The sequence below is a fragment of the Clostridium sp. 1001271B_151109_B4 genome, from assembly GCF_015670405.1.
Lineage (GTDB): Bacteria > Bacillota > Clostridia > Clostridiales > Clostridiaceae > Clostridium.
This window is the reverse complement of record NZ_JADPBQ010000009.1, coordinates 110,247-134,122: the sequence shown is the minus strand read 5'-3', so window position 1 is coordinate 134,122 and position 23,876 is coordinate 110,247. Positions and strand designations below refer to the sequence as shown.

Sequence of the window (23,876 nt, the reverse complement as noted above, 5' to 3'; positions counted from 1 at the left end):
AAAGAGATTACTACAAAATGATTTTTTTTAGATTATTTTGTAGTAATCTTTTTTTATTTTATTTACTATAATCTTTTTTTTGTTTTATATTATGTTACTAAAATCAGAATTAAATAAAAGTGAAAAAATTTTTTTTCTTTTTTTTAAAAAAAATTTTTGGCAAAGTGCTATTGAATTATTGTGGAATAAAACAGCAAATTTGGGCATTTGAACTCATTTATGAGAAATAATGGCCAAATTAAGAGAAAAGTGATTCGCATTATCCGTCAAAATAATATTTAAATCGACAAAAAAGAGTACTATTTCATAGCAAATAAATGAATTTGAAAAATAATTTTAAATATAAAGGTTTTATGAAATATTTTTGGTATAAAACGTTAAAAATCAAAGTTTCGTTGTCCACAAAAAAATGATATAACATTAATGGCGCCGTAATGCGACCACAAATGATTATAAAGGAGGATGTAGCTATGAGATTATCAATGAAGGAACAAGAAAAGTTAATGATAGTTGTAGCAGCAGATGTTGCTAGAAGAAGATTAGCAAAAGGGATTAAGTTAAATTATCCAGAATCTATAGCACTTATAACAGATGAAATAATGGAAGGCGCTAGAGAAGGTAAATCTGTCGAACTTCTTATGAACGAAGGTAGACAAGTACTTAAAAGAGAGCAAGTTATGGAAGGAATACCAGAAATGATTCATACAATACAAGTTGAATGTACATTCCCTGATGGTACTAAACTTGTAACAGTGCATGATCCTATTCAATAAGTGGAGGTTTTAAATTATGATACCAGGAGAATATATATTAGCTGAAGAAGCAATTAAATATAATGAAGGCTTAGAAGCTATAGAATTAAAAGTTATTAATAGAGGAGATAGACCAGTTCAAGTAGGATCTCATTTTCATTTCTATGAAGTAAATGATGCTTTAGAGTTTGATAGAGAAGCTGGATACGGTAAGAGATTAGATATACCTGCAGGTACAGCAGTAAGATTTGAACCAGGTGATGAAAAAATCGTTAATTTAATAGATATAGCTGGAAATAGAAAAGTTTATGGATTATCTAATAAAGTTGATGGATTCCTAGCTAAAGGAGGTAGAAAGTAATGGCTTTTGAAATAGATAGAAAACATTATTCAGATTTATTTGGACCTACTACAGGAGATAGTATTAGACTTGCAGATACAGATTTATTCTTAAAGATAGAAAAAGACTATACAGTTTACGGTGATGAATGTAAATTCGGAGGCGGAAAATCTTTAAGAGATGGTATGGGTCAAAATTCAACTGAAACTAGAAAAAATCCATTGGTTGTTGATTTAATAATAACTGGAGTTACTGTTTTAGACTATACAGGAGTATTTAAAGCAGATATCGGTATTAAAGATGGAAAGATAGTTGCAATAGGTAAAGGCGGAAATCCTGATGGAATGGACAATATAGATTTCATCGTAGGAGTAAGTACAGAAGCTTTAGCAGGAGAAGGATGTATCTTAACTGCAGGTGGAATTGATACTCACGTTCACTTTATTAGCCCAGATTTAGTTGATTCAGCATTACATGGAGGAATTACTACTGTAATCGGTGGTGGGACAGGTCCTAATGATGGAAGTAACGCAACTACATGTACTCCAGGTGAATGGCATATTCATAGAATGTTAGAATCTTTTGATTCACTTCCAATAAATGTAGGTATTCTTGGAAAAGGTAGCGGAGCTAACATTGAAGTTAATGCAGAGCAAATAAGAGCTGGAGCTTGTGGATTAAAGATCCATGAAGACTGGGGAGCAACTAAATCAGCAATTGATTATTCTTTAAGAGCAGCTGATGAGTATGATGTACAAGTAGCTATACATACAGATACATTAAACGAAGGTGGATTCGTTGAAAATACTATAGATGCAATAAAAGGAAGAGTTATTCATACATTCCATACAGAAGGTGCAGGAGGTGGACATGCTCCTGATATATTAAAGATGGCATCACATCCAAATGTATTACCAGCATCTACTAATCCAACAAAACCTTACACAGTTAACACTGTAGCAGAACATTTAGATATGCTTATGGTTTGTCACCATTTAGATAACAAAGTTCCAGAAGATATAGCTTTTGCTGATTCAAGAATTAGAAAGCAAACAATTGCTGCAGAAGATATACTTCACGATATGGGTGTATTCAGTATCATGAGTTCAGATACAATGGCTATGGGAAGAATCGGAGAGGTTGTTTCTAGAACATGGCAAACTGCTTCTAAGATGAAGAACCAAAGAGGTATCATGGAAAATGATTCAGAATATAACGATAACAACAGACTTAGAAGATATGTTGCAAAATATACAATAAACCCAGCAATAGCACACGGAATAGCTGACTATGTTGGATCAGTAGAAATAGGTAAAATGGCTGACTTAGTTTTATGGGAACCTGCTTTCTTTGGAGTTAAGCCTAAGCTAGTAATCAAAGGTGGTATGATTAACCTTTCAGTTATGGGAGAATCAAATGCTTCGATTCCAACATGTCAACCAGAAATGTTAAGAAAGATGTTTGGTGCACACGGAAAAGCTGCAGCACAAACTACTGCTGCTTTTGTATCAAAATACGCTTTTGAAGATGATATCAAAGGAAAATTAGGTCTAGAAAAACAAATATTACCTGTAAGCGGTATTAGAAATTTAACTAAGAAGGATATGAAGCTTAATGATGCTATGCCTGAATTAGAAGTAGATCCTCAAACTTATGACGTTACAGTTGATGGAGAGCTTATAACTTGTGAACCAGCTGAAACACTACCAATGGCTCAAAGATACTTCTTATTCTAAGATATATTTATGGAGATAAAAATGGCTTTATATAAGGTTTTTGTTGTAACGGCTGATACTATGGCAGAAATGGGTAAGATAGCTCATTCATTAGGGAATAGACATCTTCCAGCTCAATTTCAAGATGGTAAAATGCTATTACAATACGATGAAAGAATAGAAGAAATATTAAAATCAGCTCATATCGAATATAAGCTAGATGAAGTTAATTTAGAAGTAGCTTTTAGAGATATTGATTCTGATCATATACACTAAAAAAGTTTCCTAAGGATGAATATAAATTTATCCTTAGGAGGTTTTAGATTTTTTTAACTAATTATAGTAAAGGAGATTTTGTTATGAGACCAGTAATAATAGGGGTTGGAGGTCCTGTAGGTGCAGGAAAAACACTTTTAATTGAAAGAGTAACAAGACAGATGGCAAAGGATTATGAACTTGCTGTAATAACTAATGATATATATACAAAAGAAGATGCGAAATTCATGGTACAAAATTCAGTATTAGAAGAAGGAAGAATTATTGGAGTAGAAACAGGAGGATGTCCTCATACAGCAATAAGAGAAGATGCTTCAATGAACTTTGCAGCTATAGAAGAATTAAAAAATAAATTTACTAATTTAGACATAATATTTGTTGAAAGCGGCGGAGATAATTTAGCAGCTACATTTAGTCCAGATTTAGTTGATTTTTCAATGTACATAATAGACGTTGCTCAAGGTGAAAAGATACCTAGAAAAGCAGGACAAGGTATGATTAAGAGTGATTTATTTGTTATAAATAAAATAGATTTAGCACCATATGTTGGAGCAAATTTAGATGTTATGAGAGAAGATACATTAACATTTAGAGGGGAAAAGGACTTTATATTCACTAACTTAAAAACAGATGAGGGAATAGAAACTATTATTAAGTGGATAAAAGAAAAATGTTTATTAGAAGGAATTTGTTAATATGATTAACGATATGAATAATAAAATAGCTGGAAATGCAGAATTAGTTTTAGAGAATAAACCTAATGGAACAGTTGCAACTACAGTTCATTTTGTAGGTGCATCTAAGGTTTCACCAGCAATATTTTTAGGTAGAGAAAAGACACCATGCTATTTTCTACTTCACTTAGGTGGAGGATATGTTGAAGGTGAAATATATAAAAATTCAATAGAAGTAAAAAAAGATGCTAAGGCAATAATAACAACACAAGCACCAACTAAGGTGTATAAATGCGAAAAAAATAAAGAAGCGGCTTGTCAAGAAACTATTATAAGAATGGAAGAGAATTCTGTTTTAGAATATATTTCTGATAGTGTTATCTTATATAAAAATGCTGTATACAATCAAGATACAACTATATATATGGATAAAAAAGCAACTCTTATTTATACAGATGGGATAACATCAGGTTGGTCACCAGATGGATCTAAATTTCAATATGATTCTGTAAAGATGAAAAATAAGATTTACGTAGATAATAAACTTTTATTGTTAGATAACTTACAATTGAAGCCAAGAGAATATGATGTAACTCAACTAGGAATACTAGAAGGATATATTAATTTTGGGACAATGGTAGTTATAAATGAAAATATGAATGAAATTTATGTTGAAAAAGTAAGAGGGATTATCGATGCTTTAAATTTAGATATAAAATATGGTGTTTCAGTATTAGAAGAGCATGGCATTATAATAAGAATTTTAGGAAATTTAACTCAAGAAATTCAAAAGGCAATAGATGCAGTGCACTATTATCTTAGAGAAGAATTATTTGGTTTAAAACCAATAAATATACGTAAGTATTAATAAAATATCAAGTTAAATAAGGAGGTTCTTTCTATGCTTTTTGAAAAGATATTAGGAAATTTAGACGAATTAGAAAGTACAGATGGGTATCACTTAGAAAAAATATATATAGATAGTGATGATTTAGTTAAAAGAATAATAAGAGTTAAATCAGATCATAATCATGAACATGGAATATCACTAGATAGAGATATGAAATTAAGAGATGGAGATATATTATTTAATGATGGCCATAATTTAGTTATAGTAAAAGTTAAAAGTGAAGATGTCTTAGTTATTAAGCCTAAGGATATAACTGAAATGGCATATATTGCACATAAATTAGGAAATAAACATCTACCTGCACATTTTGAAGACAATGTTATGATAGTTCAATATGATTATTTAGTTGAGGATGAATTAAGGAAAGATAACATCAACTATTCTAGAGAAGATAGAAGAGTAAAAAATGCTTTTACGCATGTTAATTTTATGGAGCATAAGCATTAGTATGGATAAGAGTTTGAAAATGTTACAGATATTACAATTATGTGATTCTAACTTTCCTATAGGATCATTTAACCATTCTTACGGAATGGAAACATATTTAAGAAGTAATGATATAGATGATGTTAAAAGTTTTAGTAAATGGGTAGATTTATATCTAAAGCATCAATTTATAACATCTGATGGATTAGCAATAAGAATGTTATATGAAGCATTAGAAAATGGTGATTTGGATAAAGTTAGTGAAATTGATAACTTATTAATAGCACAAACTGTTGCAAAAGAAACTAGAAATGCTGCTAAATTAGTTGCTAGTAGAATGATAAAGATATATTTAGATCTATATGAAATAGAAAGTTTAAAAATATATAACAAAAAAATAGCTGATAAAGAAGTATATGGACATCCTGCAGTAGTATTTGGATTATTAATGCATGAACTTGAAATGTCAGAAGAAGAAGCTATTAAGTTACATATGTATAGCACTGTTTCGACTTTAATACAAAATGCTGTTAGAGCAATACCATTAGGTCAAAAGGATGGTCAACTTTTAGTTAAAGAATACTCAGAAAAATTTGATCATTACTATAAACTAATAGAAGAACTTGATTTTGATTCCTTTGGAGCTAATACTCCAGGTATTGAATTATCACAGATAAATCATGAGACGTTAGGATTTAGATTATTTATGTCTTAATGTTATTTAAATAAATGATAAGTTAAACTAATATTTTTTTAACAAGACCTGCGTAAATGTACGTGGGGTTGTTTTTTTTAGATAATTTAATTATTAATTAGCTTAGCAAATTAGAATTACGTATTTTATAGATGGTGTAAATAATAATTTGGTGGTGAATGATTATAATGTAAAGAAGACAATAGAGACAATATAATTTATAAGGAGCAAAAATTGTATTTGGAAAAGTATTTCAATGTATTATTGCTATTTTTATATTATCTTTAGTTGTATTTTACATTTCAAGATTATCTCCAGGAGATCCTCTTAAATCTTATTATGGAAATGCCGTTGAAAGAATGAGTACGGAAGAAAAAGAAAAAGCAATAGAGAAATTACGGCTTAATGAACCTATATATATTCAATATGGAAAATGGGTTAGAAATGTTAAAAAAGGCGATTTTAGAATTTCATATAAATATAAATGTGATGTTACGTCAGTTATAAAGGATGTATATAAAAATACTATTATCTTGGGGTAGTATGTTATCACTAGCTCAAAATGTAGTTCTTTCTAACCAGTGGTGGGGAATTGTATTTCCTGGATTATTTTTAATTATAACTCTTATTTGTATAGCTAACATAGGCAATTATTTAAGAAAGAAAAATATTAAAAAGTATAATAACTTATAAAGGAGAGAAATTAACATGGTAAAAAAGGGTAAATTTATAGCTTTATTATTATCCATACCTTTACTGATGGGTTGTGGAAGTAAGGTATTAGAAAATCCAAGTGAAAATATGGATAAGAATACAGTTAATGAAAACGTATTAGTTTATGGAAGTGGAGATTATACAAGTATAAATCCAGCACTTTTTGAACATGGCGAAATAAACTCACTTTTATTTAATTGATTAACTAAGATATGATCCTTTTTATATTCAAATTTGTAGTCTTGATGTTTGTCATAATTATAAATTGTCATAAAATCACTCTCTTTCATTTATTTTAATTTTACATTATTGTTGACAATATTAAATAAGACTTATTTTAAATATTAGATAATCATGACTTTCTGTACATTTCTTATTTCTTTGTACAAATATATTATATGTTTAAAGTCAAGAAAGGTCAAAAAAGCATCAGTGATAATGAAAGAGAAACAGTGAGAAAATTAAAATATTAAATGTATAATATTTTTAATTAAAAAACTTTTCATGATTTTTTTAAGGAGAATAATCTTATTTAGGAAAAATTACCTAGGAAATAAAATATTTAAAAATGAAGTGTATTGAAATAGATACTTAATAAAAGTTAAATGTAAAAAATCAGAAACTTAAAAGTTAAAACTTTATTTTGTAAATAGAAAAATAAACCCTTTATAGAATCATGTCCCAATGTAATTGAATGTAATTGTGTCACGGGAAAGTTTTGTATGCCCATAAAGGTTGCATTTAATACTACTATGGAGTTAGATATATTTATTGGACAACTTCAGCATTTTGGAAATATGGAAACATAGATAGTATTTTCTACACCAGTAGAGCATAGAGGGATTTTGCATGATGATGTATCATTAATAAAATAGTTGTAATAGATTAAATTGTGAAATTAAGACCCTTACAATAATGTAGGTGTCTTTTGTTATTTAAAATCATAGAATAATATGAAGTAATTATGGAGGAAAAGCTATTGAAGAAAAAAAGAAGTAAGAAATGCAAAAATAATTGTAATTGCAATCCATTTGAAGATTTTGAGCTTCCTCCATGTGCTAAGTTTTTAGGAAGCCCCAATCCTTTAGTAAAAGATGGTGAAATTATATATAGAAATCTTAATAGATTATATTTCTTTTTAACATATAATTATTCGAAGTTTAATAATCAAAATTATAATCCTATAAATCCAGCGACATTTAATGTAAATACAAATGCAAATTTACAAATAGATTTATATTGTTTTATTATAGGTTTATATATTAATGAAGTGGAGAAGGGGACTATAAATTTTGATAATAGTGTAAGAATTCATGACGATGAAAATGCAGATGAGTTTATAAAAAAAGTTATGGATAATAATTATGATTTAGATAGTTCTTTTGTTCCCTCTTTAACATATGTAATTTCAAATTCTAATGCAGTAATTTCACTTTTTACAGGTGTTATAGATATAAGTATTACTAATTTTTATATTATTCTTATGCTTAGTAGGTTTAATAGTGATTATGGATTATTATTTTCTGATAATGCTTATGTTACAAATGATTTTATTAATAGAACTCTTGCTAATATTTATGCTGAATTTAATAAATGCAGAAAATGAATATATAAATTACTTGTTATTTAGACACCTATAATTATAGATGTCTTTTTTTATTGAAAACTTGATACTATAATTAATAAATATTAAAATGAAATCTGAAAGATATTTAGGCTTAATAACGCAAGATGTGAGGTAGAAAATGAAAATAAGAGTACCAGAATATTTTAAAGAATTTAAATGTATATCATCAAAATGTGAAGATACATGTTGTGCTGGATGGGGAATAGTTATTGATGACGAAACTTATGATAAGTACCAAAAGGTTAAAGGACCTTTCGGGGAGAGATTAAGAAATGAGATAGTACATGATGCTGGAGAAAATATATTTGTATTAAAGGGAAATAATTGTCCTTTTTTAGATGAAAATAAATTATGTGATATATATAAGAATGTTGGGGAAGAGGCACTTTGTTATACATGCAAACAGTATCCAAGATATACAGAGGAATTTGGCAGTTTGCGTGAAGTTGGAATTTCGCTATCATGCCCAGAAGCAGCAAGAATAATTTTAAGAGATTCAAAAAAAGCTATTTTTGAGTTAGATAAAAATGATGAAGAAGTAAATAGTTATAATGATATTAATGCAAAGCTTTATTTAGAACTTATGCAATGTAGAAAAATAATATTAGATATTATTCAAGATAGAGAGATTGATTTAAATATAAGAGCTGCAATCATATTATATTTCACTAAAGAAATTCAAGAGAAAATAGATGAAAATGATATTTCAGATATAAAATCTGTTAGAGAAAAATATATTGATAGGAATTTTATAAAAGATGTTATTGATAAATTAGAGAAATATAATAATAAAGAAAGTTATAAATATTACAGCATGAAGGAATATTTTAATGTATTTAAGAGATTAAAGCATATAACTCCTAATGATCCTTTAGGTTTAGATGATGCTATAAGATATTTTTGGCAAAATGAAGATGATAAAGAAGTATATTTATTTAAGCACAAGGCTTTTAATAAGTATTATGAAGAAAAGATGTATAAGTTTGAACATATATTAGTTTACTTTATATTTAGATACTTTATGAAAGCAGTATTTGATTATGATGTATCTGCAAAGATAAAAACAGCAATAGTCAGTTACTTGATGATTAAGGAGTTATGTGTTGTAAGATTTACCGAAGAAGGGGAGCTTACTGATGCGGATATAGTTGATATTAGCCATATGTATTCAAAGGATATTGAGCATTTAGAAGAAAATATTGAAAGCTTAGCAGAAATATTTGAAACTAATCATGTTTTTTCTATTGAAGAAATGTTAGTTACATTAATGAATTAAACTAATCATAATAAATGTAAAAATAACAATATATTAGCATATTAAGTGAAAGAAGGTGTAAAAGACAAAGGATATGTTTTTTGCACCTTTTGTATATTTTATAAAGGGGGGAATGGATGCAATCTTGAATCAATTGGAAGTAATAGAGTAATTTCACTAAAACAAAATTACTATGTAAATGAAAAATTAAAAAGGAGAGAAATTAATAGTTTTATAGATGCTAATATTAAATTTTTTTAAAAAAGTATTGTCATATGAAAAATAATGAAATAAGATGAAAAATAAGTGAATAAAAAAGGAGATAACATATGAAAAATTTAGATTTTATTTATAATAGAAAAAGTATTAGAAAATTCAAAGATGTAGACGTACAAGAAGAAGATATTATTAAAATGTTAGATGCTGCTATACATGCACCTTCTCCAAAAAATCAGCAAACATGGCATTTTGTTGTAATTCAAAATAATGAATTAATTAATAAAATAGCAGATATAGTAACTAAGAATCATATAAATTTAGCAGAAATGGCTAAAGAAGAAAAACAAAGAAAACTTATGATGAATTTACTTTCTTATTATACTTGCTTTAGGAATGCGCCAGTATTAGTTGTTGTTTATTCAAAAGAATATTATATGGTAGAAGAGACAATACTTAGAGATAATAATGCCAGTGAAGATATTATTAATGAGTTAAAATTCCCTAATTCCGCAGCACAAGGTATAGGAGCAGCTATAGAAAATTTCTTATTAGCAGCGACAGAACTAGGATATGGAACATGTTACATGACAGGACCAACTCATTCTAAAATAGAAATTGAAGAGCTTATTAACTTTGAAAAAGAAGGATACAATTTAATGTCAATGATAGCACTTGGAGTTGCTGAAGATGATGTTCCAAATTCACCACCACGTAAAAAAATAGAAGAAGTAGTTACATTTATAAAGTAATAGTTTTATGTTAATGAAATAAAAAATCTGGACAAAAGACGTTCAGATTTTTTTTATTAGCAAATATTATAAAAATATTTTAAGTGTGAAGATATAGGGTAAATTCACAAATAAAGGGAAATTTGCGGAGATACGATAAATTATTATTAAAATTAAAATATATAATTAGTTTTTATAAAAAAATGCAACAAATAATCGAAAAAGGTTGATAAATTGATAATGATATAGTAAGATAATACTAAATTAGTTATAGATTGATAGTAAAAAACGTGGGGGATAAAATGGAACAAAGAACAGAGGAAAAAGTAATTGATGTACAAGAAAAGAAAAAAGTATCTTTGATTGAAAAGATAGGAAAGAAAATACCAGATCCAGTTATAATATTTGCAGTTTTTTATGTTGTTGTTTTAGCGGCAACTTTCTTTTTAGGAGGAAAAACATTCGATGTTATGAATGGTGACGGAACTTATACAACTCATACTATATTAAATATGTTTAAGACAGAAAATGTTCAATGGATATTTTCAAATGCATTACTTAATAACTGGTTAGCATATGGTGGAGGAGTACTAGGGACAATTTTAGTTGTTATGCTTGGAGTTGGTTTAGCAGAAGAATCAGGACTTTTATCGACACTGATTAAAAAGGTTGGATTAAAAGTTTCAGATAAAATGCTTCCAATAGTTTTAGTATTCTTAGGAATCATGAGTAGTATAGCTACTGATGCAGGTTATGTAATTTTAATACCTCTAGCAGGTCTTTTATATGCAGGGTTAAAGAAAAACCCACTTATTGGTATGGCTGCAGCTTTTGCAGGGGTTTCAGCAGGATTTAGTGCTAACTTAATTCCAGCTACACCAATAGATATAATAATTGGTAATAATGCGAAGATATTTGCAGAAGGACAAGGAATTCCTTTTACTAACGCTGCTGGACAAGCTTTAAATCCAGCTACTATGCACTATTATTTCGTAGTCGTGTCTACATTTATGTTAGCAGCTATAGGTGCTTTTGTAACTATAAAGATAATTAAGCCAAGACTTGAAAAAGAAAGTTATATAATTCCAGAGGATATGAACTTAGATGACTTTACAGTTAAACCTGTTGAAAATAAAGCTCTTAAGTTTGCTGGTTTAGGATTTTTAATTGCAGCTGTATGTGTAATAGGATTATATTTTGGTCCTTTAAAGACATTTATAGATGCAGATGGATCAAAAGTAACACCATTTATGGATAATATTATATTAATAATAACATTCTTATTCTTTATGCCAGGGGTGTTCTATGGTATAAAAGTTGGAAAGTTTAAAACAGCTAATGATGTAGTTAAAGGTATGTCTAAACAAATGGGATCTATGGGATCAGTTCTTGTTTTAACATTCTTCTCATATAACTTCTTAGCATTATTATCTAAGAGTGGACTTGGAACTTATATTACTTACTTAGGTGGTAATTTATTAAAAGCTATGAATTTATCAGAATATCCAATTCTTTTAATAATAGGATTTATACTTATTACAGCATTAATAAACTTATTTGTTGGAGGATTAACTTCGAAGTGGATGTTACTTGGTCCAATATTCTTACCAATGTTATATCAAGTAAATTCAAATATGACACCAGAAGTTGTAGCTGCAGCTTATAGAGTTGCTGACTCATCAACTAATATAATAACTCCATTAATGTCTTATGCAGGTATAATATTAGTATTTATGAGAAAGTATAAGCCAGAATATACAATTGGTGATATGATAAGATTAATGATGCCTTACTCAGTAAGCTTCTTAATTGGATGGACAATACTTTTACTAGGATTCTTTGCATTTGGAATTCCATTTGGATTCTAGTATTTAAATAATAAGAAGATGTAAAACAGATAGCCTGTTAATTCATATTAGATATGAGTTAACAGGCTTATATTTATACTTTTTTTAATTTTTTAAATACATTAGATTTTTCAAGTGCTGTAGCTAAAACTAAGGCAATAACTATACCAACAATTGATTGAATAATACTACTTGGGATTGATGCGATTGCAGCAGGAAATCCATATAGTATAGTTTCAAATAAAGCATAACCTAATACCTGAAATGCACACCCAAGAATACAGCCTATAATCCAAGCAAATTTATTTTTATTAATTAAATTGTGTGCAATTGTGCAAATGATTATAACCATGATAGCTTTAATAAAAAATGTAGGAATTGTATATTGCATGTATCCACTCAATAAATCACATAATGCTGCGCCTAAACCAGCCGCTAATGCCCCTTCTTTCTTTCCTAAAATAAAGGCAGATAGGATAACCATGGAATCACCAATATGAGTATATCCATTTAATGATGGAATTTTAATTAAGTATGTTGCTACAAACACCAATGCAGCCATTATAGCCATTTTTGTAATATCTTTAGTATTAACACTTTTATTTGACATAAAAAAACCTCCACAATAATTTCCATATTAATAAGATACACTAAATAAAATAAACATTCTAATGTATGGGTACAATTATAGGTGGTAAGATAATAATATATTTATATGAAGTTTAAGTTATAGTAAATGTAAAATGTGATATAATAGTGGCAAAATAAATGCTTAAAGGAGAACATATTATGAATGAAAATAAAAATGTTAGATTAGGGTTAATTGAATTATGGAAAAATAAGGCTAGAAGTTTAGGATATACTCAAAAAGAAGTTGATGAAAGAAATAACCAAAATTTCTTTTCAAAAGAAGAGTATGATATATTAACTGAATTTTATAGAGAATATGCAAAAGGGAATGTAAAGTAAGAAAATATATATTAAATATTTAAGGAAAACTAAGATTTAAACATAATTATTGACCAACTTTAGTTTTTCTTGTAAAATTATAACATGCTCATGGTAATATATTCTATGTAATGGTTTTTATATTGAGAAAAAACACCGAAGATATAAAAGTATAAGTTAATTTGAAATGGGATTAAAAAAGAAAGAAGCAGATAAGTTATAGTAATTTTAATTCTAAGGGAATGAGGGTAAAGAATGGACAATAAAAGAAAAGATGAATTAGGAAGTTTATTTGTATTTAATAATAAATATAGTAACAAGGAATTTGAAAATGTTACCATACAGGAGCTTGTATTTTTGATTTATACAATGAGGGTTTTTAAAGAAAAGGAAATTTTAAAAAACTATGATTATGATACTAAAATTATAACATTTACTAAAGTTTTAATTAATAAGCTTAAATTAACAAAAAAATTATATATTGCTTATGATAAAAATACTAAATATCCATATTTAGATTTTCAAGGGAGAGCATGGATATTTTCAGAAAAAGAATTTGCTGATAAAGCAGAAGAATATTTTAATAAAGAAGAAACATTGTTACAAATGAAGGAGTTAATAAACTTAAATGTAATGAATGAATTTGGTAAATTGCATTATTTAGGTATTGAGAAAGTTATAATTGATAACGGACAATATAACATGGAAATAAATAGGAATGATATATTACCACCACTTGATTATAGTAATATACCAGCAAGAAAAATTCCAGTTATGAATGCAAAGCTTCAATTTGCTATGATACATTTTTTCCAATATGCTTATTCAGGGAAAAATTATAAGAATAAATCAGAAGTAATTCGTGGATTAGAAGCAAATATGCTTGAAGAGGTTTTAAGAGCTAAATTTTTATTACCAATAAAATTAGAAAATGATAATATTGGGATTGATAGTAATGGAGCAAATGTTCTTGAAAAAGGAAGTAAAGTTAATTTTACAGTTATTAAAGATAAAGATGGTTTAAGATGGCTTCCAGTATTTACTGATTGGTATGAATTTAATAAGGCTTTTGATAAAAGTAAGCTAAAGAGTAGTATTTGTTCTTTTGAAGATATTTTAACTATTTCTAAAAATCTAGAAGGTGTAGTAATTAATTATAATGGGTTAGCTCTGAAGATTGATGAAAACAATAGAAAAGTAATCATGGAATTCATGGAAAAGAAAAAAATAAATATTTAAGAAGAATATAAAACTGGTTGTATAAAAGTTTATAATTTTATACAATCAGTCTTTATTATTTTAAGAATATATATTTTAGATTAAAAATAATTTATTGTAATAAAATAAGATTATATGTAGAATTAAAATATTTATTGTGGTAAAATAATCAAATTAAAAAGTAGTAAAGGAGGATAAAAATGAAATTAATATTAACATATTTAAAAAAGTATAAAGGGCTTGTATTACTGAATTTGGTAGGTGTATTTGGATTTGCTCTAGTAGAGTTAGGTATACCAACAATAATGGCAGAGGTAATAGATAAGGGGATAGCCTATAATGATATAAACTATATAAAGAAAATGGGACTTGTTATTGTTGTAATATCAGTATTGGGAGCAATGGGTACTATTTTATTAGGTTATACTTCTGCAAATATTTCTACAAAGGTAGTTAGAGATATAAGAAATGATATCTTTAAGAAATCACAAGAGTTTTCACATACAGAATACGATAAATTTGGGATTTCTTCTATGATAACAAGAACTACAAATGATGCATTTCAAGTTATGCAATTTACTAATACAATCTTGAGGATGGCAATGATATGCCCAGTAATGTTTATTTTAAGTTTATTTATGATATTAAAAACAAATGTAAGTTTATCATTAATATTAGTAGTAACATTACCACTTATAGTACTTGGTGTATTTTTAATTGCAAAGACATCTCATCCATGGTCACAAAGTCAACAAAAAAACTTGGATACTTTAAATAGAATTTCAAGAGAAAACTTAACAGGAATAAGAGTTATAAGAGCTTTTGGAAATGATGATTATGAAAGCAAAAGATTTAGTAATGCAAATAATAAATATGCAAGTATTTCGAAAAAATTATTTAAATTAATGTCAGTTGCGCAACCATCATTTTTCTTATTACTCAATTTAGCAATAATAGTATTATTTGGGGTTGCTAGTAAAATGATTAATATTGGTGCACTACAAATTGGACAATTAGTAGCATTTATAGAATATTTATTTCATGCAATGTTTTCGTTAATGTTATTTTCAAATGTATTTGTAATGTATCCTAAGGCTCAAGTTTCAGCAGAAAGAATTGAAGAAGTATTGAATTCTGAAACAATAATAAAAGACCCTGTGCAAGGAGTTACGGAAACAAATAATGAAGGTACATTAGTATTTGATAATGTAACATTTACTTATCCAGATGGAGAAGAGCCTGTAATAAAAAATGTTTCATTTAAAGCTAAAAAGGGAGAAACAATAGCTTTTATAGGAAGTACAGGTAGTGGTAAATCAACACTTATTAATCTTATACCAAGATTTTACGATGTTACAGGAGGTAGCATAAAAATAGATGGAGTAGATGTAAGAGATTTTAAAATTAAAGCATTGCGTCAAAAAATAGGATTTATAAGACAAAAAACATTATTGTTTACAGGAAGTATTAAAAGTAATATAAAGTTTGGTAAAGAAGAAGCAAGTCATGATGAAGTAGTTGAAAGTGCTAAAACTGCACAAGCATACGATTTTATTAGTAAAAAAGAATTAAAGTTTGATGAACCAATAGGTGAAGGTGGTTCAAATGTTTCTGGAGGTCAAAAACAGAGATTATCTATTGCAAGGGCATTAGTTAGAAAGCCTGAAATATATATTTTTGACGATAGTTTTTCAGCTTTAGATTTTAAAACAGATGCAATTTTAAGAGCAGAACTAAAAAAAGAAACAGCTGATGCAATAGTATTAATAGTAGCTCAAAGAATAGGTTCAATAATGGAAGCTGATAAAATTATTGTATTAGATGAAGGTAAAGTAGTTGGATGTGGAAAGCATAAAGAACTTTTAAAGAATTGTTCAGTATATAAAGAAATAGCATTATCACAACTTACAGAGGAGGAATTAGCATAATGGTAAAGATTAAGGATTCAATAAATAAAATTACTCCTTTTGTGAAACCTTATAAAATGGGATTTTTAACAGCAATATTACTTATAATCGTAGCAGCAGTATTTACAGCGCTTGCACCAAAAACTGAAGGTCTAGTAATAACTCAGCTTACTAAGGATTCTTTTGATTTAATTAAAGGAGTACCAGGAGCAAGTGTTAATTTTAAATATATTACAAGAGTTTTAATATTATTACTAGGTGTATATTTAGGAAATGTATTAGCAACATTTGCAGCAAGTTTCTTACTAACTAATGCTATTCAAAATAGTATGAGAGATTTGAGGGGAGCAGTTCAAGATAAAATAAGAAAATTACCAGTGAGCTATTTTGATAAAAATAGTTATGGTGATGTTTTAAGTAGGATTACTAATGATATAGATACTATTTCTAATGCACTTCAACAAAGTTTAAGCCAAGTTGTAAATTCTATATTGTCAGTAGTTTTAGCATTAGCAATGATGTATTCAATAAATATCAAGCTAGCATTAATAGCAACGATTATAATCCCACTAAGTTTTATAGTATCAAAGATAGTGGTAAGTAAATCTCAAGGATATTTTAAAAAGCAACAAGATGCATTAGGTAAATTAAATGGAACAGTACAAGAAATGTATACGGGATTTAATGAAATTAAATTATATGGGAAAGAAGAGGATGCAATAGAAGAGTTTATTACTATAAATGGTGAACTTCAAGTTGCGGGATTTAAAGCTCAATTTATTTCAAGTATTATGGGGCCACTAGTATCTTTAATTTGTTACCTAGGGATAGCTGCTATTGGGATACTTGGAGCTGTTATTTCGATTGCTGGAGGAATTACTGTTGGTAATCTTCAAGCATTTATAAGATATATATGGCAAATAAATCAACCTTTATCTCAAGTAACTCAATTGTCTTCAGCAATTCAATCAGCATTTGCTGCTGTTGATAGAGTATTTGAATTTTTAAGTGAAGAAGAACAAATAGAAGACAAAAAGACTTCTATTAAGTTGGATAATCCGAGAGGTGATGTTTCTTTTGAACATGTAAAATTTGGATATAATAATGATAAAATTTTAATACATGATTTAAATGCAGAAATTAAAGCAGGGCAGATGGTAGCAATAGTGGGACCAACTGGAGCAGGGAAAACTACATTAATTAATTTATTAATGAGATTTTATGAACTAAATGGTGGAGCTATTAAAATTGATGGAGTAGATACTAGGGATATGAAACGTGAAGATTTACGTAGTATGTTTGGTATGGTACTTCAAGATACTTGGTTATTTAATGGAACAATAGAAGATAATATAAAGTATGGTAGGTTTAATGCTACTAAGGATGATGTTATACTTGCAGCTAAAATAGCTAATGTACATCACTTTATAAAAACATTGCCCGATGGATATGATATGTTTTTAAATGAAGAGGCATCGAATATATCACAAGGTGAGAAACAGTTATTAACTATAGCTAGGGCAATAATTTCTGATCCAGCCATTTTAATTTTAGATGAAGCGACAAGCTCTGTTGATACTAGGGTTGAACTTATGTTACAAAAAGCTATGCAAAATATTATGAAAGGTAGAACAAGTTTTGTTATAGCGCATAGATTATCTACAATTAAAAGTGCTGATTTAATACTAGTAATTAAGGATGGAAATATAATAGAGCAAGGAAATCATAAAGAACTAATGGAGCAAGGTGGCTTCTATAAAGAATTATATAATAGTCAATTTGCCGAAGAGGTAGAGTAAATAATAAGTTTAATAATTTATATACAAGAACTTAAAAATAACGAGAATCATAGCTTTTTATAATAATTTTATAAAAGCTATGATTCTCGTTATTTTAGTAATGTTATTAAAAGTATCTTTTATCTAAGAGGTATTAAATAATATTTAATAAATAGCAAATAATAAGTTTATATTGGAGGTATTATTTATGAGTAATAAAAAGCAAGATAAGGAAGCGTTTTATAAGAAAATACAGAAAGAACAAATGTTAATAGATATAGATGAATTTGCTCGTAAAAAACTTGAAGGAGAAGAGGATGATATTTTAGGAAATAATAAAGGATTGAGTTGAAATTATAGTAAGGCATATTTATAAATGAACTGCCCGTTAATGGAAGGATAGGGCAGTTCTTGTAATTGAAAAAGTAGCTACTTTTATTTTTATGCAAATCCTAATAGCATGCCAATAATACGAATTGAAAAAGAAACAATCCATGCTATTCCACATTGCATTGCTGCAATTCCAAGGGCAGTCTTTTTTGATCCAAGTTCTCTTTTAATACATGCTATAGCAGCAACACAAGGTGTATATAATAATGTAAATATTAAGAATACAAAGGCAGTAAAGGGTGTAAATAATGTTGATAAAGCTGATGTATTACCACCTAATAAAACTGTTAACGTGCTAACTACACTTTCTTTTGCTGTAAAACCTGTAATCAATGCCGTAGAAATTCTCCAGTCACCAAAACCTAGAGGGATAAATAAAGGAGATATTAATCCACCAATGCTAGCTAATATGCTTTGAGCAGAATCGGATACAACATTGAGTCTAGTATCAAAAGTTTGTAAAAACCATATTATAATAGTTGCTACAAAAATAATTGTAAAAGCTTTTGTAATAAAGTCTTTAGCTTTAGTCCAAATTAATTGAGCAACGCTTTTAGGGCTAGGAAATCTATAGTTTGGTAGTTCCATTACAAAAGGTATTGGCTCACCTTTAAAGGCACTATTTTTAAGAAGTATAGCAAATAAAATACCAACTATAATTCCGGAAAAATATAAAATAACCATAACTAATACACGATATTTATTAAAAAAAGCATAAGTAAACAAAGCATAAATTGGAAGTTTAGCTGAACAACTCATAAAAGGAATTAATAAAATTGTCATTTTACGATCACGCTCAGATGAAAGTGTCCTTGTTGCCATTATAGCAGGAACAGAACATCCAAATCCAAGAAGTAAAGGAACAAAACTTCTACCTGAAAGTCCTATTTTTCTTAAAAGTTTATCCATTATAAAAGCAATTCTTGCCATATATCCGCTATCCTCTAAAATCGATAAAAAGAAAAATAATACAACTATTATAGGTAAAAAGCTAAGAACGCTTCCAACTCCACCAAAAATACCATCAATTATAAGGGACTTTACGGTTTGATTAAGTCCATAAGAGGTTAATGCAGTATCGCAAATATTTGTAAAACAGCTTATTGCATAAGTTAGTAAATCTGAAAGGGTGGCACCTATTACATTAAAAGTAAGCCAAAATATAATTGCTATAATAGCAATAAAGGCAGGTAGTGCCGTATATTTTCCAGTAAGAATACTATCTATTTTTACACTTCGTTTGTGAGATTTACTTTCGCGGGTTTTTATAACAGTACTATCACATACTCGGTTAATAAAGCTAAAGCGCATATCTGCCAGAATGGCTTGTCTATCTTTTCCAGTTTCATTTTCCATTTCAATTATAATATGATTTAACATTTGTTTTTCATTAGTATCTAGTTGTAAAGCTTCTAAAATAATAGGATCTCCTTCAACTAGTTTTGTAGCTGCAAATCTTTCGGGGATATGTGCATTTTTAGAGTGATCATCGGTTAAATGTATTATTGCATGAATACACCTATGGATTGCAGCTTGTTCATCAGAAATTTTTTCATCACAAAAATCTAAACGTCCAGGGCATTCATTGTATCTAGCTACGTGAATAGCATGTTCTATTAGTTCGTCAATACCCATATTTTTTGAAGCTGATATTGGAACAACTGGAATTCCAAGAGTTTCTTCTAATGAATTAACTTTAATTGTACCACCATTTTCTTGAACTTCATCCATCATATTTAAGGCAAGAACCATAGGAATATCCATTTCAATCAGTTGCATAGTTAGATAAAGGTTACGTTCAATATTAGTAGCATCTACAATATTTATTATTCCCCTAGGACGATTATTAATAAGAAAATCTCTAGTTACAATTTCTTCATCAGTATAAGGAGAAAGAGAGTATATTCCAGGGAGATCTGTTACTGTAGCTTCAGGATGATTTTTAATAATTCCATCTTTTCTGTCAACTGTTACACCGGGGAAATTACCAACGTGTTGATTACTTCCAGTTAATTGGTTAAAAAGAGTGGTTTTACCAGAATTTTGGTTACCTATTAATCCAAAGGTAATAGGTTCACTTTCTCGTAATTCATTACCTTTTTTGCGGACATGATAAATTCCCATTTCACCAACTTGTGGATGTGGGATATCGTTAATTCTTTCCTTTAAGTCTTCGGTATACTTTGTATCATGAACGTCCTTAATTTCGATTTTTGCAGCATCTTGTAGTCTTAGGGTTAATTCATATCCTCGTAAACGTAATTCTATTGGATCTCCCATAGGTGCTGTTTTTATAAGAGAAACTTTAGTTCCAGGAGTAAGTCCCATATCCAAAAAGTGATTTCTTAATGCTCCATTACCTCCAACTTTTACAATAGTAGCAGTTTTTCCAATTTCTAATTCATCTAATGTCATTTTAATCACCTACTTTTAATTATTTAACTAATATAATAGTTATTCAAAAAAATAATTTACTTGATTAAAATAAAAGTTTTATTTTAAATATTCAAAAAAGGAATAGTTTAATATTTATTTTCAATAAAATTTATTAGAAATATAAGTATAAACAATAAAATGAATGGAAATATCAGTAATAAAGAAATCTAGTATTTGAGATTAAGTATTATATATAAAATTATAAGATGTGAGAAATAAAAAAAGTATATCATTGGAAATAAATAAAGAAGAAAAGATAATATTATTAAATATATTATAAAAAATATTTAGTATAACATAAATAAAAAAATAACATATACGAATATTGTAGAAAATGTTGAAAATAATATTCGCATAATGTAAAATGCTAATTGAACAAAGGGATAAAATGTAATTATCTTTACAAATGGAGGGGAAAAACTTGTTAAAAAACAATAATAAATTAATTGCATTAATTACAGCACTTACAATAAGTGTAGGGATGGTAATGCCGTCTAGAATAGCAAAGGCAGATGAAATTACTAATGAAACTATTGAATTAGTAGACGAAGTTTCAAATAGTGATGAATCAAAAATGGATAGTGGAAATAAAGTAATTGATATTTTAAGCTTTAATGATTTTCATGGAAATGTTTTAGAATCAGGAAAGAATATAGGTGCGGCGAAATTAACAGGCGTAATCAAAGAGTATCAAACTAAAGATGAAGAAAGTGATACATATGGTGTTGTAACTGTATCAGGGGGAGATTTATATCAAGGTACAGCAATATCAAATATATTAGAAGGTAAGCCAGTAAATGAAATGATTAAAGAAATTGGAATGGTAGCTTCAGCTATTGGGAATCATGAATATGACTGGGGTTCAGATAAAATAAAAAATTGGGCTGATGAAGCAGGATTTGATTTTGTTGCTGCAAATTTAATAGATGAGACTACAGGTACAATACCAGACTATGCAGTTCCATATATTATAACAGATGTAGAAGGAGTTAATATTGCATTTATAGGAATTGCAACTCCAGAAACATTAACAAGTACAAAGGTAGAAAATGTAGTAGGATTGAAGTTCTTAGATATAATTGAGACTTTAGATAAATATTCTCAAATAGTTAGAGAAGAAGGTGCTGATATAGTAGTTGCATTAACTCATTCACCAGCAACTGAAGATAGCAATGGTATAATAACAGGAGAAGCAGCTGAAATTGCAGCAAATGCAAATGATATTGATGCAGTTATTTCAGCTCATAATCATAAATTTGTAGATGGATTTGTAACAAATATTAATAACGGTAAAGACGTTCCAGTTGTGCAAGCAGGTTATAATGGTAGAGGATTATCAGTGCTTACTTTTACTGTAGATGATAATAATGAAATAATAAGTATAGAGGCAAATACAAGACAATTCTATGCTGAAAGTGCAGCTAATGACTTCCCAATTGATACAAATATTGATGAAGCAATATCTAAATTTAATGATGAATTGGCACCAACTTTGGCAACTGAAATAGTGGATTTAGAGTTTGATTTAGACCATGATAGATATGCAGGTGTTACACCACTTGGTGTTACTGTTGCAGAAGCCATGAGACAAGCTGGGGGAACACAAGTAGCAATTGTAAATGGAGGAGGTATTAGAGCACCATTATCTAAAGGAATGTTAACATTAGGTGATATGTATACAATATTACCTTTTGATAATAATGTAGTTACTATGAAGGTAACAGGAGCCAAGTTAAAAGAATTAATTCAGCACGGAATAAATCCAGATGGATTTGGATGGGGGCAGTATTCAGGTTTAACGGTTTGGTATAATTCAGAAACAGATGAAATAACTTCAATGAGATTATCAGATGGAACAAAAGTTGAAGATGATGAATATTACACACTAACAAGTATTGACTTTTTAATGACTGGTGGAGATAGCTATAATTTTGATGGACACATTGATCCAGTAATAATTGGAGAAATGAGGGATGTAATCATAAATGAGTGGCAAACAAAGGGAATAGAAAAGTTAAATTATGATTTATTAATTGATGGCGAAGATACTACTGATACTGTTGAAGATGAAGAAGTTGAAGTTAAGCCAGAGATTACTCCAGGGCAAACTCCTTCAGAAACTCCAGATTCAAATGGAAATGTAGAAGGTGATAGAGGAGAAGGAACTATAACAAATACAGAAAGTGTTGAAAAGTTACCACAAACAGGAACACCATTATCTTCAACACAAGTTATGTTTATGGCATTAGCTATAATTGCTGTTGGATTTGTTATTTTTAATAAAAAAGAAGAGACTGCATAAAATAGAGGTCCTATCATTTGATAGGACCTTTGCTTTATAAATAAAAAAGGACAACCTTTAAAAGGTTGTCCTAAAAATTACTTTAACATCATTGCATTTTTAAATCTTGAGCCTGCAGCAAGGAATAAAGGTACTCCTATTATAGTTATTACTACTAATTCTCCTAAAGCAACTTCTCCAATAGATAAAAGTAGTGGTAACCCATATAGCTTGTTTAGCATCCATCCAATGATAAGACCATTAAATAATGTTGGCCAAATAGAAGCAACTAATAATTTTACTTTGTAATTTTTAATTACTTTACCTGTAAAATAGATAGCATATACACTTATAAATGTAGCTAATGTCCCAAATATAACGTCCATTGGTCCATTAGGGCCTAAAAGGTTAGCAATTAAGCAACCAAGCGTAAGACCTCCTATGTATAGTGGATCAAAAATAGCAAGTAGCACTAAAATTTCAGAAATTCTAAATTGAATGTTTCCATATGAAAATGGTGCAATTGCAATAGTTACTACTGCATAGATTGCTGCAATTATTGCAGTTCTAGTCAGTCTTTTAGTCATATCGTTTTTCATTAAAAAAAACCTCCTAATAAAAAATATTAGGAACCTAAGGCTATAATAGATAGTATTTAGAAAAAAATAATAAGTTAAAATAGTGAAATTAATTCAAAATATTATCTATTAAAATTTAATAATAAATTTTTACCTAGTTTTT

Annotated in this window: 24 protein-coding genes and 1 pseudogene; 22 read left to right on the top strand and 3 right to left on the bottom strand. The window is 28.3% G+C overall.

Features of this window, described 5'->3' with window-relative positions; genetic code table 11:
• Positions 1-470 precede the first annotated feature (470 nt).
• The 16 genes and pseudogenes from I4V63_RS08320 to I4V63_RS08245 all read left to right on the top strand — a co-directional run bounded on the left by I4V63_RS08320 (position 471) and on the right by I4V63_RS08245 (position 12,198).
• Positions 471-773 (top strand): urease subunit gamma, encoded by a 303-nt coding sequence (locus I4V63_RS08320; RefSeq protein WP_032118339.1) that lies wholly within the window; start codon positions 471-473, stop codon positions 771-773.
• Between the two features lie 16 nt (positions 774-789).
• Entirely contained in the window at positions 790-1,113 is a 324-nt protein-coding gene (locus I4V63_RS08315) for an urease subunit beta (RefSeq protein WP_196000830.1), read from the top strand.
• A complete protein-coding gene (ureC, locus tag I4V63_RS08310; protein WP_196000829.1) occupies positions 1,113-2,828 on the top strand; it encodes an urease subunit alpha in 1,716 nt (571 codons plus the stop codon). The genes I4V63_RS08315 and ureC overlap by 1 nt, the downstream gene beginning before the upstream one ends.
• A gap of 21 nt (positions 2,829-2,849) precedes the next feature.
• Positions 2,850-3,083 carry a hypothetical protein gene (locus I4V63_RS08305; protein ID WP_196000828.1) on the top strand — a complete coding sequence of 78 codons (234 nt, stop codon included), beginning with the start codon at positions 2,850-2,852 and terminating at the stop codon, positions 3,081-3,083.
• Between the two features lie 83 nt (positions 3,084-3,166).
• Positions 3,167-3,778 carry an urease accessory protein UreG gene (gene ureG / locus I4V63_RS08300; RefSeq protein WP_196000827.1) on the top strand — a complete coding sequence of 204 codons (612 nt, stop codon included), beginning with the start codon at positions 3,167-3,169 and terminating at the stop codon, positions 3,776-3,778.
• A 1-nt stretch (position 3,779) separates the two neighbouring features.
• Positions 3,780-4,625 (top strand): urease accessory protein UreD, encoded by an 846-nt coding sequence (locus tag I4V63_RS08295; RefSeq protein ID WP_196000826.1) that lies wholly within the window; start codon positions 3,780-3,782, stop codon positions 4,623-4,625.
• Between the two features lie 33 nt (positions 4,626-4,658).
• The gene (locus I4V63_RS08290; RefSeq protein WP_196000825.1) at positions 4,659-5,114 is read left to right on the top strand and encodes an urease accessory protein UreE; all 456 of its coding nucleotides are present in this window, start codon (positions 4,659-4,661) and stop codon (positions 5,112-5,114) included.
• 1 nt (position 5,115) lies between these two features.
• Positions 5,116-5,808 (top strand): urease accessory protein UreF, encoded by a 693-nt coding sequence (locus I4V63_RS08285; RefSeq protein ID WP_243280477.1) that lies wholly within the window; start codon positions 5,116-5,118, stop codon positions 5,806-5,808.
• Between the two features lie 212 nt (positions 5,809-6,020).
• The gene (locus I4V63_RS08280; RefSeq protein WP_347707728.1) at positions 6,021-6,329 is read left to right on the top strand and encodes a hypothetical protein; all 309 of its coding nucleotides are present in this window, start codon (positions 6,021-6,023) and stop codon (positions 6,327-6,329) included.
• 1 nt (position 6,330) lies between these two features.
• Entirely contained in the window at positions 6,331-6,480 is a 150-nt protein-coding gene (locus I4V63_RS08275) for a hypothetical protein (RefSeq protein ID WP_196000823.1), read from the top strand.
• Between the two features lie 15 nt (positions 6,481-6,495).
• Positions 6,496-6,702, top strand: a complete 207-nt coding sequence (locus I4V63_RS08270; RefSeq protein WP_196000835.1) for a hypothetical protein — start codon at positions 6,496-6,498, stop codon at positions 6,700-6,702.
• A 461-nt stretch (positions 6,703-7,163) separates the two neighbouring features.
• Positions 7,164-7,310 (top strand): annotated as a pseudogene (locus tag I4V63_RS08265) (Lrp/AsnC ligand binding domain-containing protein); the annotation flags it as partial.
• Positions 7,311-7,480: 170 nt separating this feature from the next.
• Positions 7,481-8,107, top strand: a complete 627-nt coding sequence (locus I4V63_RS08260; protein WP_196000822.1) for a hypothetical protein — start codon at positions 7,481-7,483, stop codon at positions 8,105-8,107.
• 139 nt (positions 8,108-8,246) lie between these two features.
• Complete coding sequence (gene fliB, locus I4V63_RS08255) at positions 8,247-9,404, top strand: flagellin lysine-N-methylase (RefSeq protein ID WP_196000821.1); 1,158 nt, start codon at positions 8,247-8,249, stop codon at positions 9,402-9,404.
• A 308-nt stretch (positions 9,405-9,712) separates the two neighbouring features.
• On the top strand, positions 9,713-10,351 hold the full coding sequence (locus tag I4V63_RS08250; RefSeq protein WP_196000820.1) for a nitroreductase family protein: 639 nt from the start codon (positions 9,713-9,715) through the stop codon (positions 10,349-10,351).
• A 281-nt stretch (positions 10,352-10,632) separates the two neighbouring features.
• Positions 10,633-12,198: an AbgT family transporter gene (locus I4V63_RS08245; protein ID WP_196000819.1), complete on the top strand. Its 1,566-nt coding sequence runs from the start codon at positions 10,633-10,635 to the stop codon at positions 12,196-12,198.
• Between the two features lie 73 nt (positions 12,199-12,271).
• On the opposite strand, the gene I4V63_RS08240 is transcribed toward I4V63_RS08245, so the two are convergent.
• Positions 12,272-12,787, bottom strand: coding sequence for an ECF transporter S component (locus I4V63_RS08240; RefSeq protein ID WP_196000818.1), 516 nt, complete (start codon positions 12,785-12,787; stop codon positions 12,272-12,274).
• Between the two features lie 179 nt (positions 12,788-12,966).
• Between I4V63_RS08240 and I4V63_RS08235 the strand changes: the two genes are divergently transcribed.
• The 5 genes from I4V63_RS08235 (at position 12,967) to I4V63_RS08215 (ending at position 18,380) form a co-directional block, all read left to right on the top strand.
• On the top strand, positions 12,967-13,146 hold the full coding sequence (locus I4V63_RS08235) for a hypothetical protein (protein WP_196000817.1): 180 nt from the start codon (positions 12,967-12,969) through the stop codon (positions 13,144-13,146).
• 234 nt (positions 13,147-13,380) lie between these two features.
• Positions 13,381-14,364: an SseB family protein gene (locus I4V63_RS08230; RefSeq protein ID WP_196000816.1), complete on the top strand. Its 984-nt coding sequence runs from the start codon at positions 13,381-13,383 to the stop codon at positions 14,362-14,364.
• A 179-nt stretch (positions 14,365-14,543) separates the two neighbouring features.
• Entirely contained in the window at positions 14,544-16,271 is a 1,728-nt protein-coding gene (locus I4V63_RS08225; protein WP_196000815.1) for an ABC transporter ATP-binding protein, read from the top strand.
• On the top strand, positions 16,271-18,049 hold the full coding sequence (locus tag I4V63_RS08220) for an ABC transporter ATP-binding protein (RefSeq protein ID WP_196000814.1): 1,779 nt from the start codon (positions 16,271-16,273) through the stop codon (positions 18,047-18,049). Before I4V63_RS08225 ends, I4V63_RS08220 begins: the two co-directional genes overlap by 1 nt.
• A gap of 187 nt (positions 18,050-18,236) precedes the next feature.
• Entirely contained in the window at positions 18,237-18,380 is a 144-nt protein-coding gene (locus tag I4V63_RS08215; protein WP_196000813.1) for a hypothetical protein, read from the top strand.
• A gap of 89 nt (positions 18,381-18,469) precedes the next feature.
• Here the strand turns inward: I4V63_RS08215 and feoB are convergent, their stop codons facing one another.
• The gene (gene feoB / locus I4V63_RS08210) at positions 18,470-20,833 is read right to left on the bottom strand and encodes a ferrous iron transport protein B (RefSeq protein ID WP_196000812.1); all 2,364 of its coding nucleotides are present in this window, start codon (positions 20,831-20,833) and stop codon (positions 18,470-18,472) included.
• A gap of 442 nt (positions 20,834-21,275) precedes the next feature.
• On the opposite strand from feoB, the gene I4V63_RS08205 reads away from it, so the two are divergent.
• Positions 21,276-23,156 carry a 5'-nucleotidase C-terminal domain-containing protein gene (locus I4V63_RS08205; protein ID WP_196000811.1) on the top strand — a complete coding sequence of 627 codons (1,881 nt, stop codon included), beginning with the start codon at positions 21,276-21,278 and terminating at the stop codon, positions 23,154-23,156.
• Positions 23,157-23,233: 77 nt separating this feature from the next.
• Here I4V63_RS08205 and I4V63_RS08200 read toward each other — a convergent pair whose 3' ends face one another.
• Positions 23,234-23,734 (bottom strand): QueT transporter family protein, encoded by a 501-nt coding sequence (locus I4V63_RS08200; RefSeq protein ID WP_196000810.1) that lies wholly within the window; start codon positions 23,732-23,734, stop codon positions 23,234-23,236.
• Between the last annotated feature and the right edge of the window lie 142 nt (positions 23,735-23,876).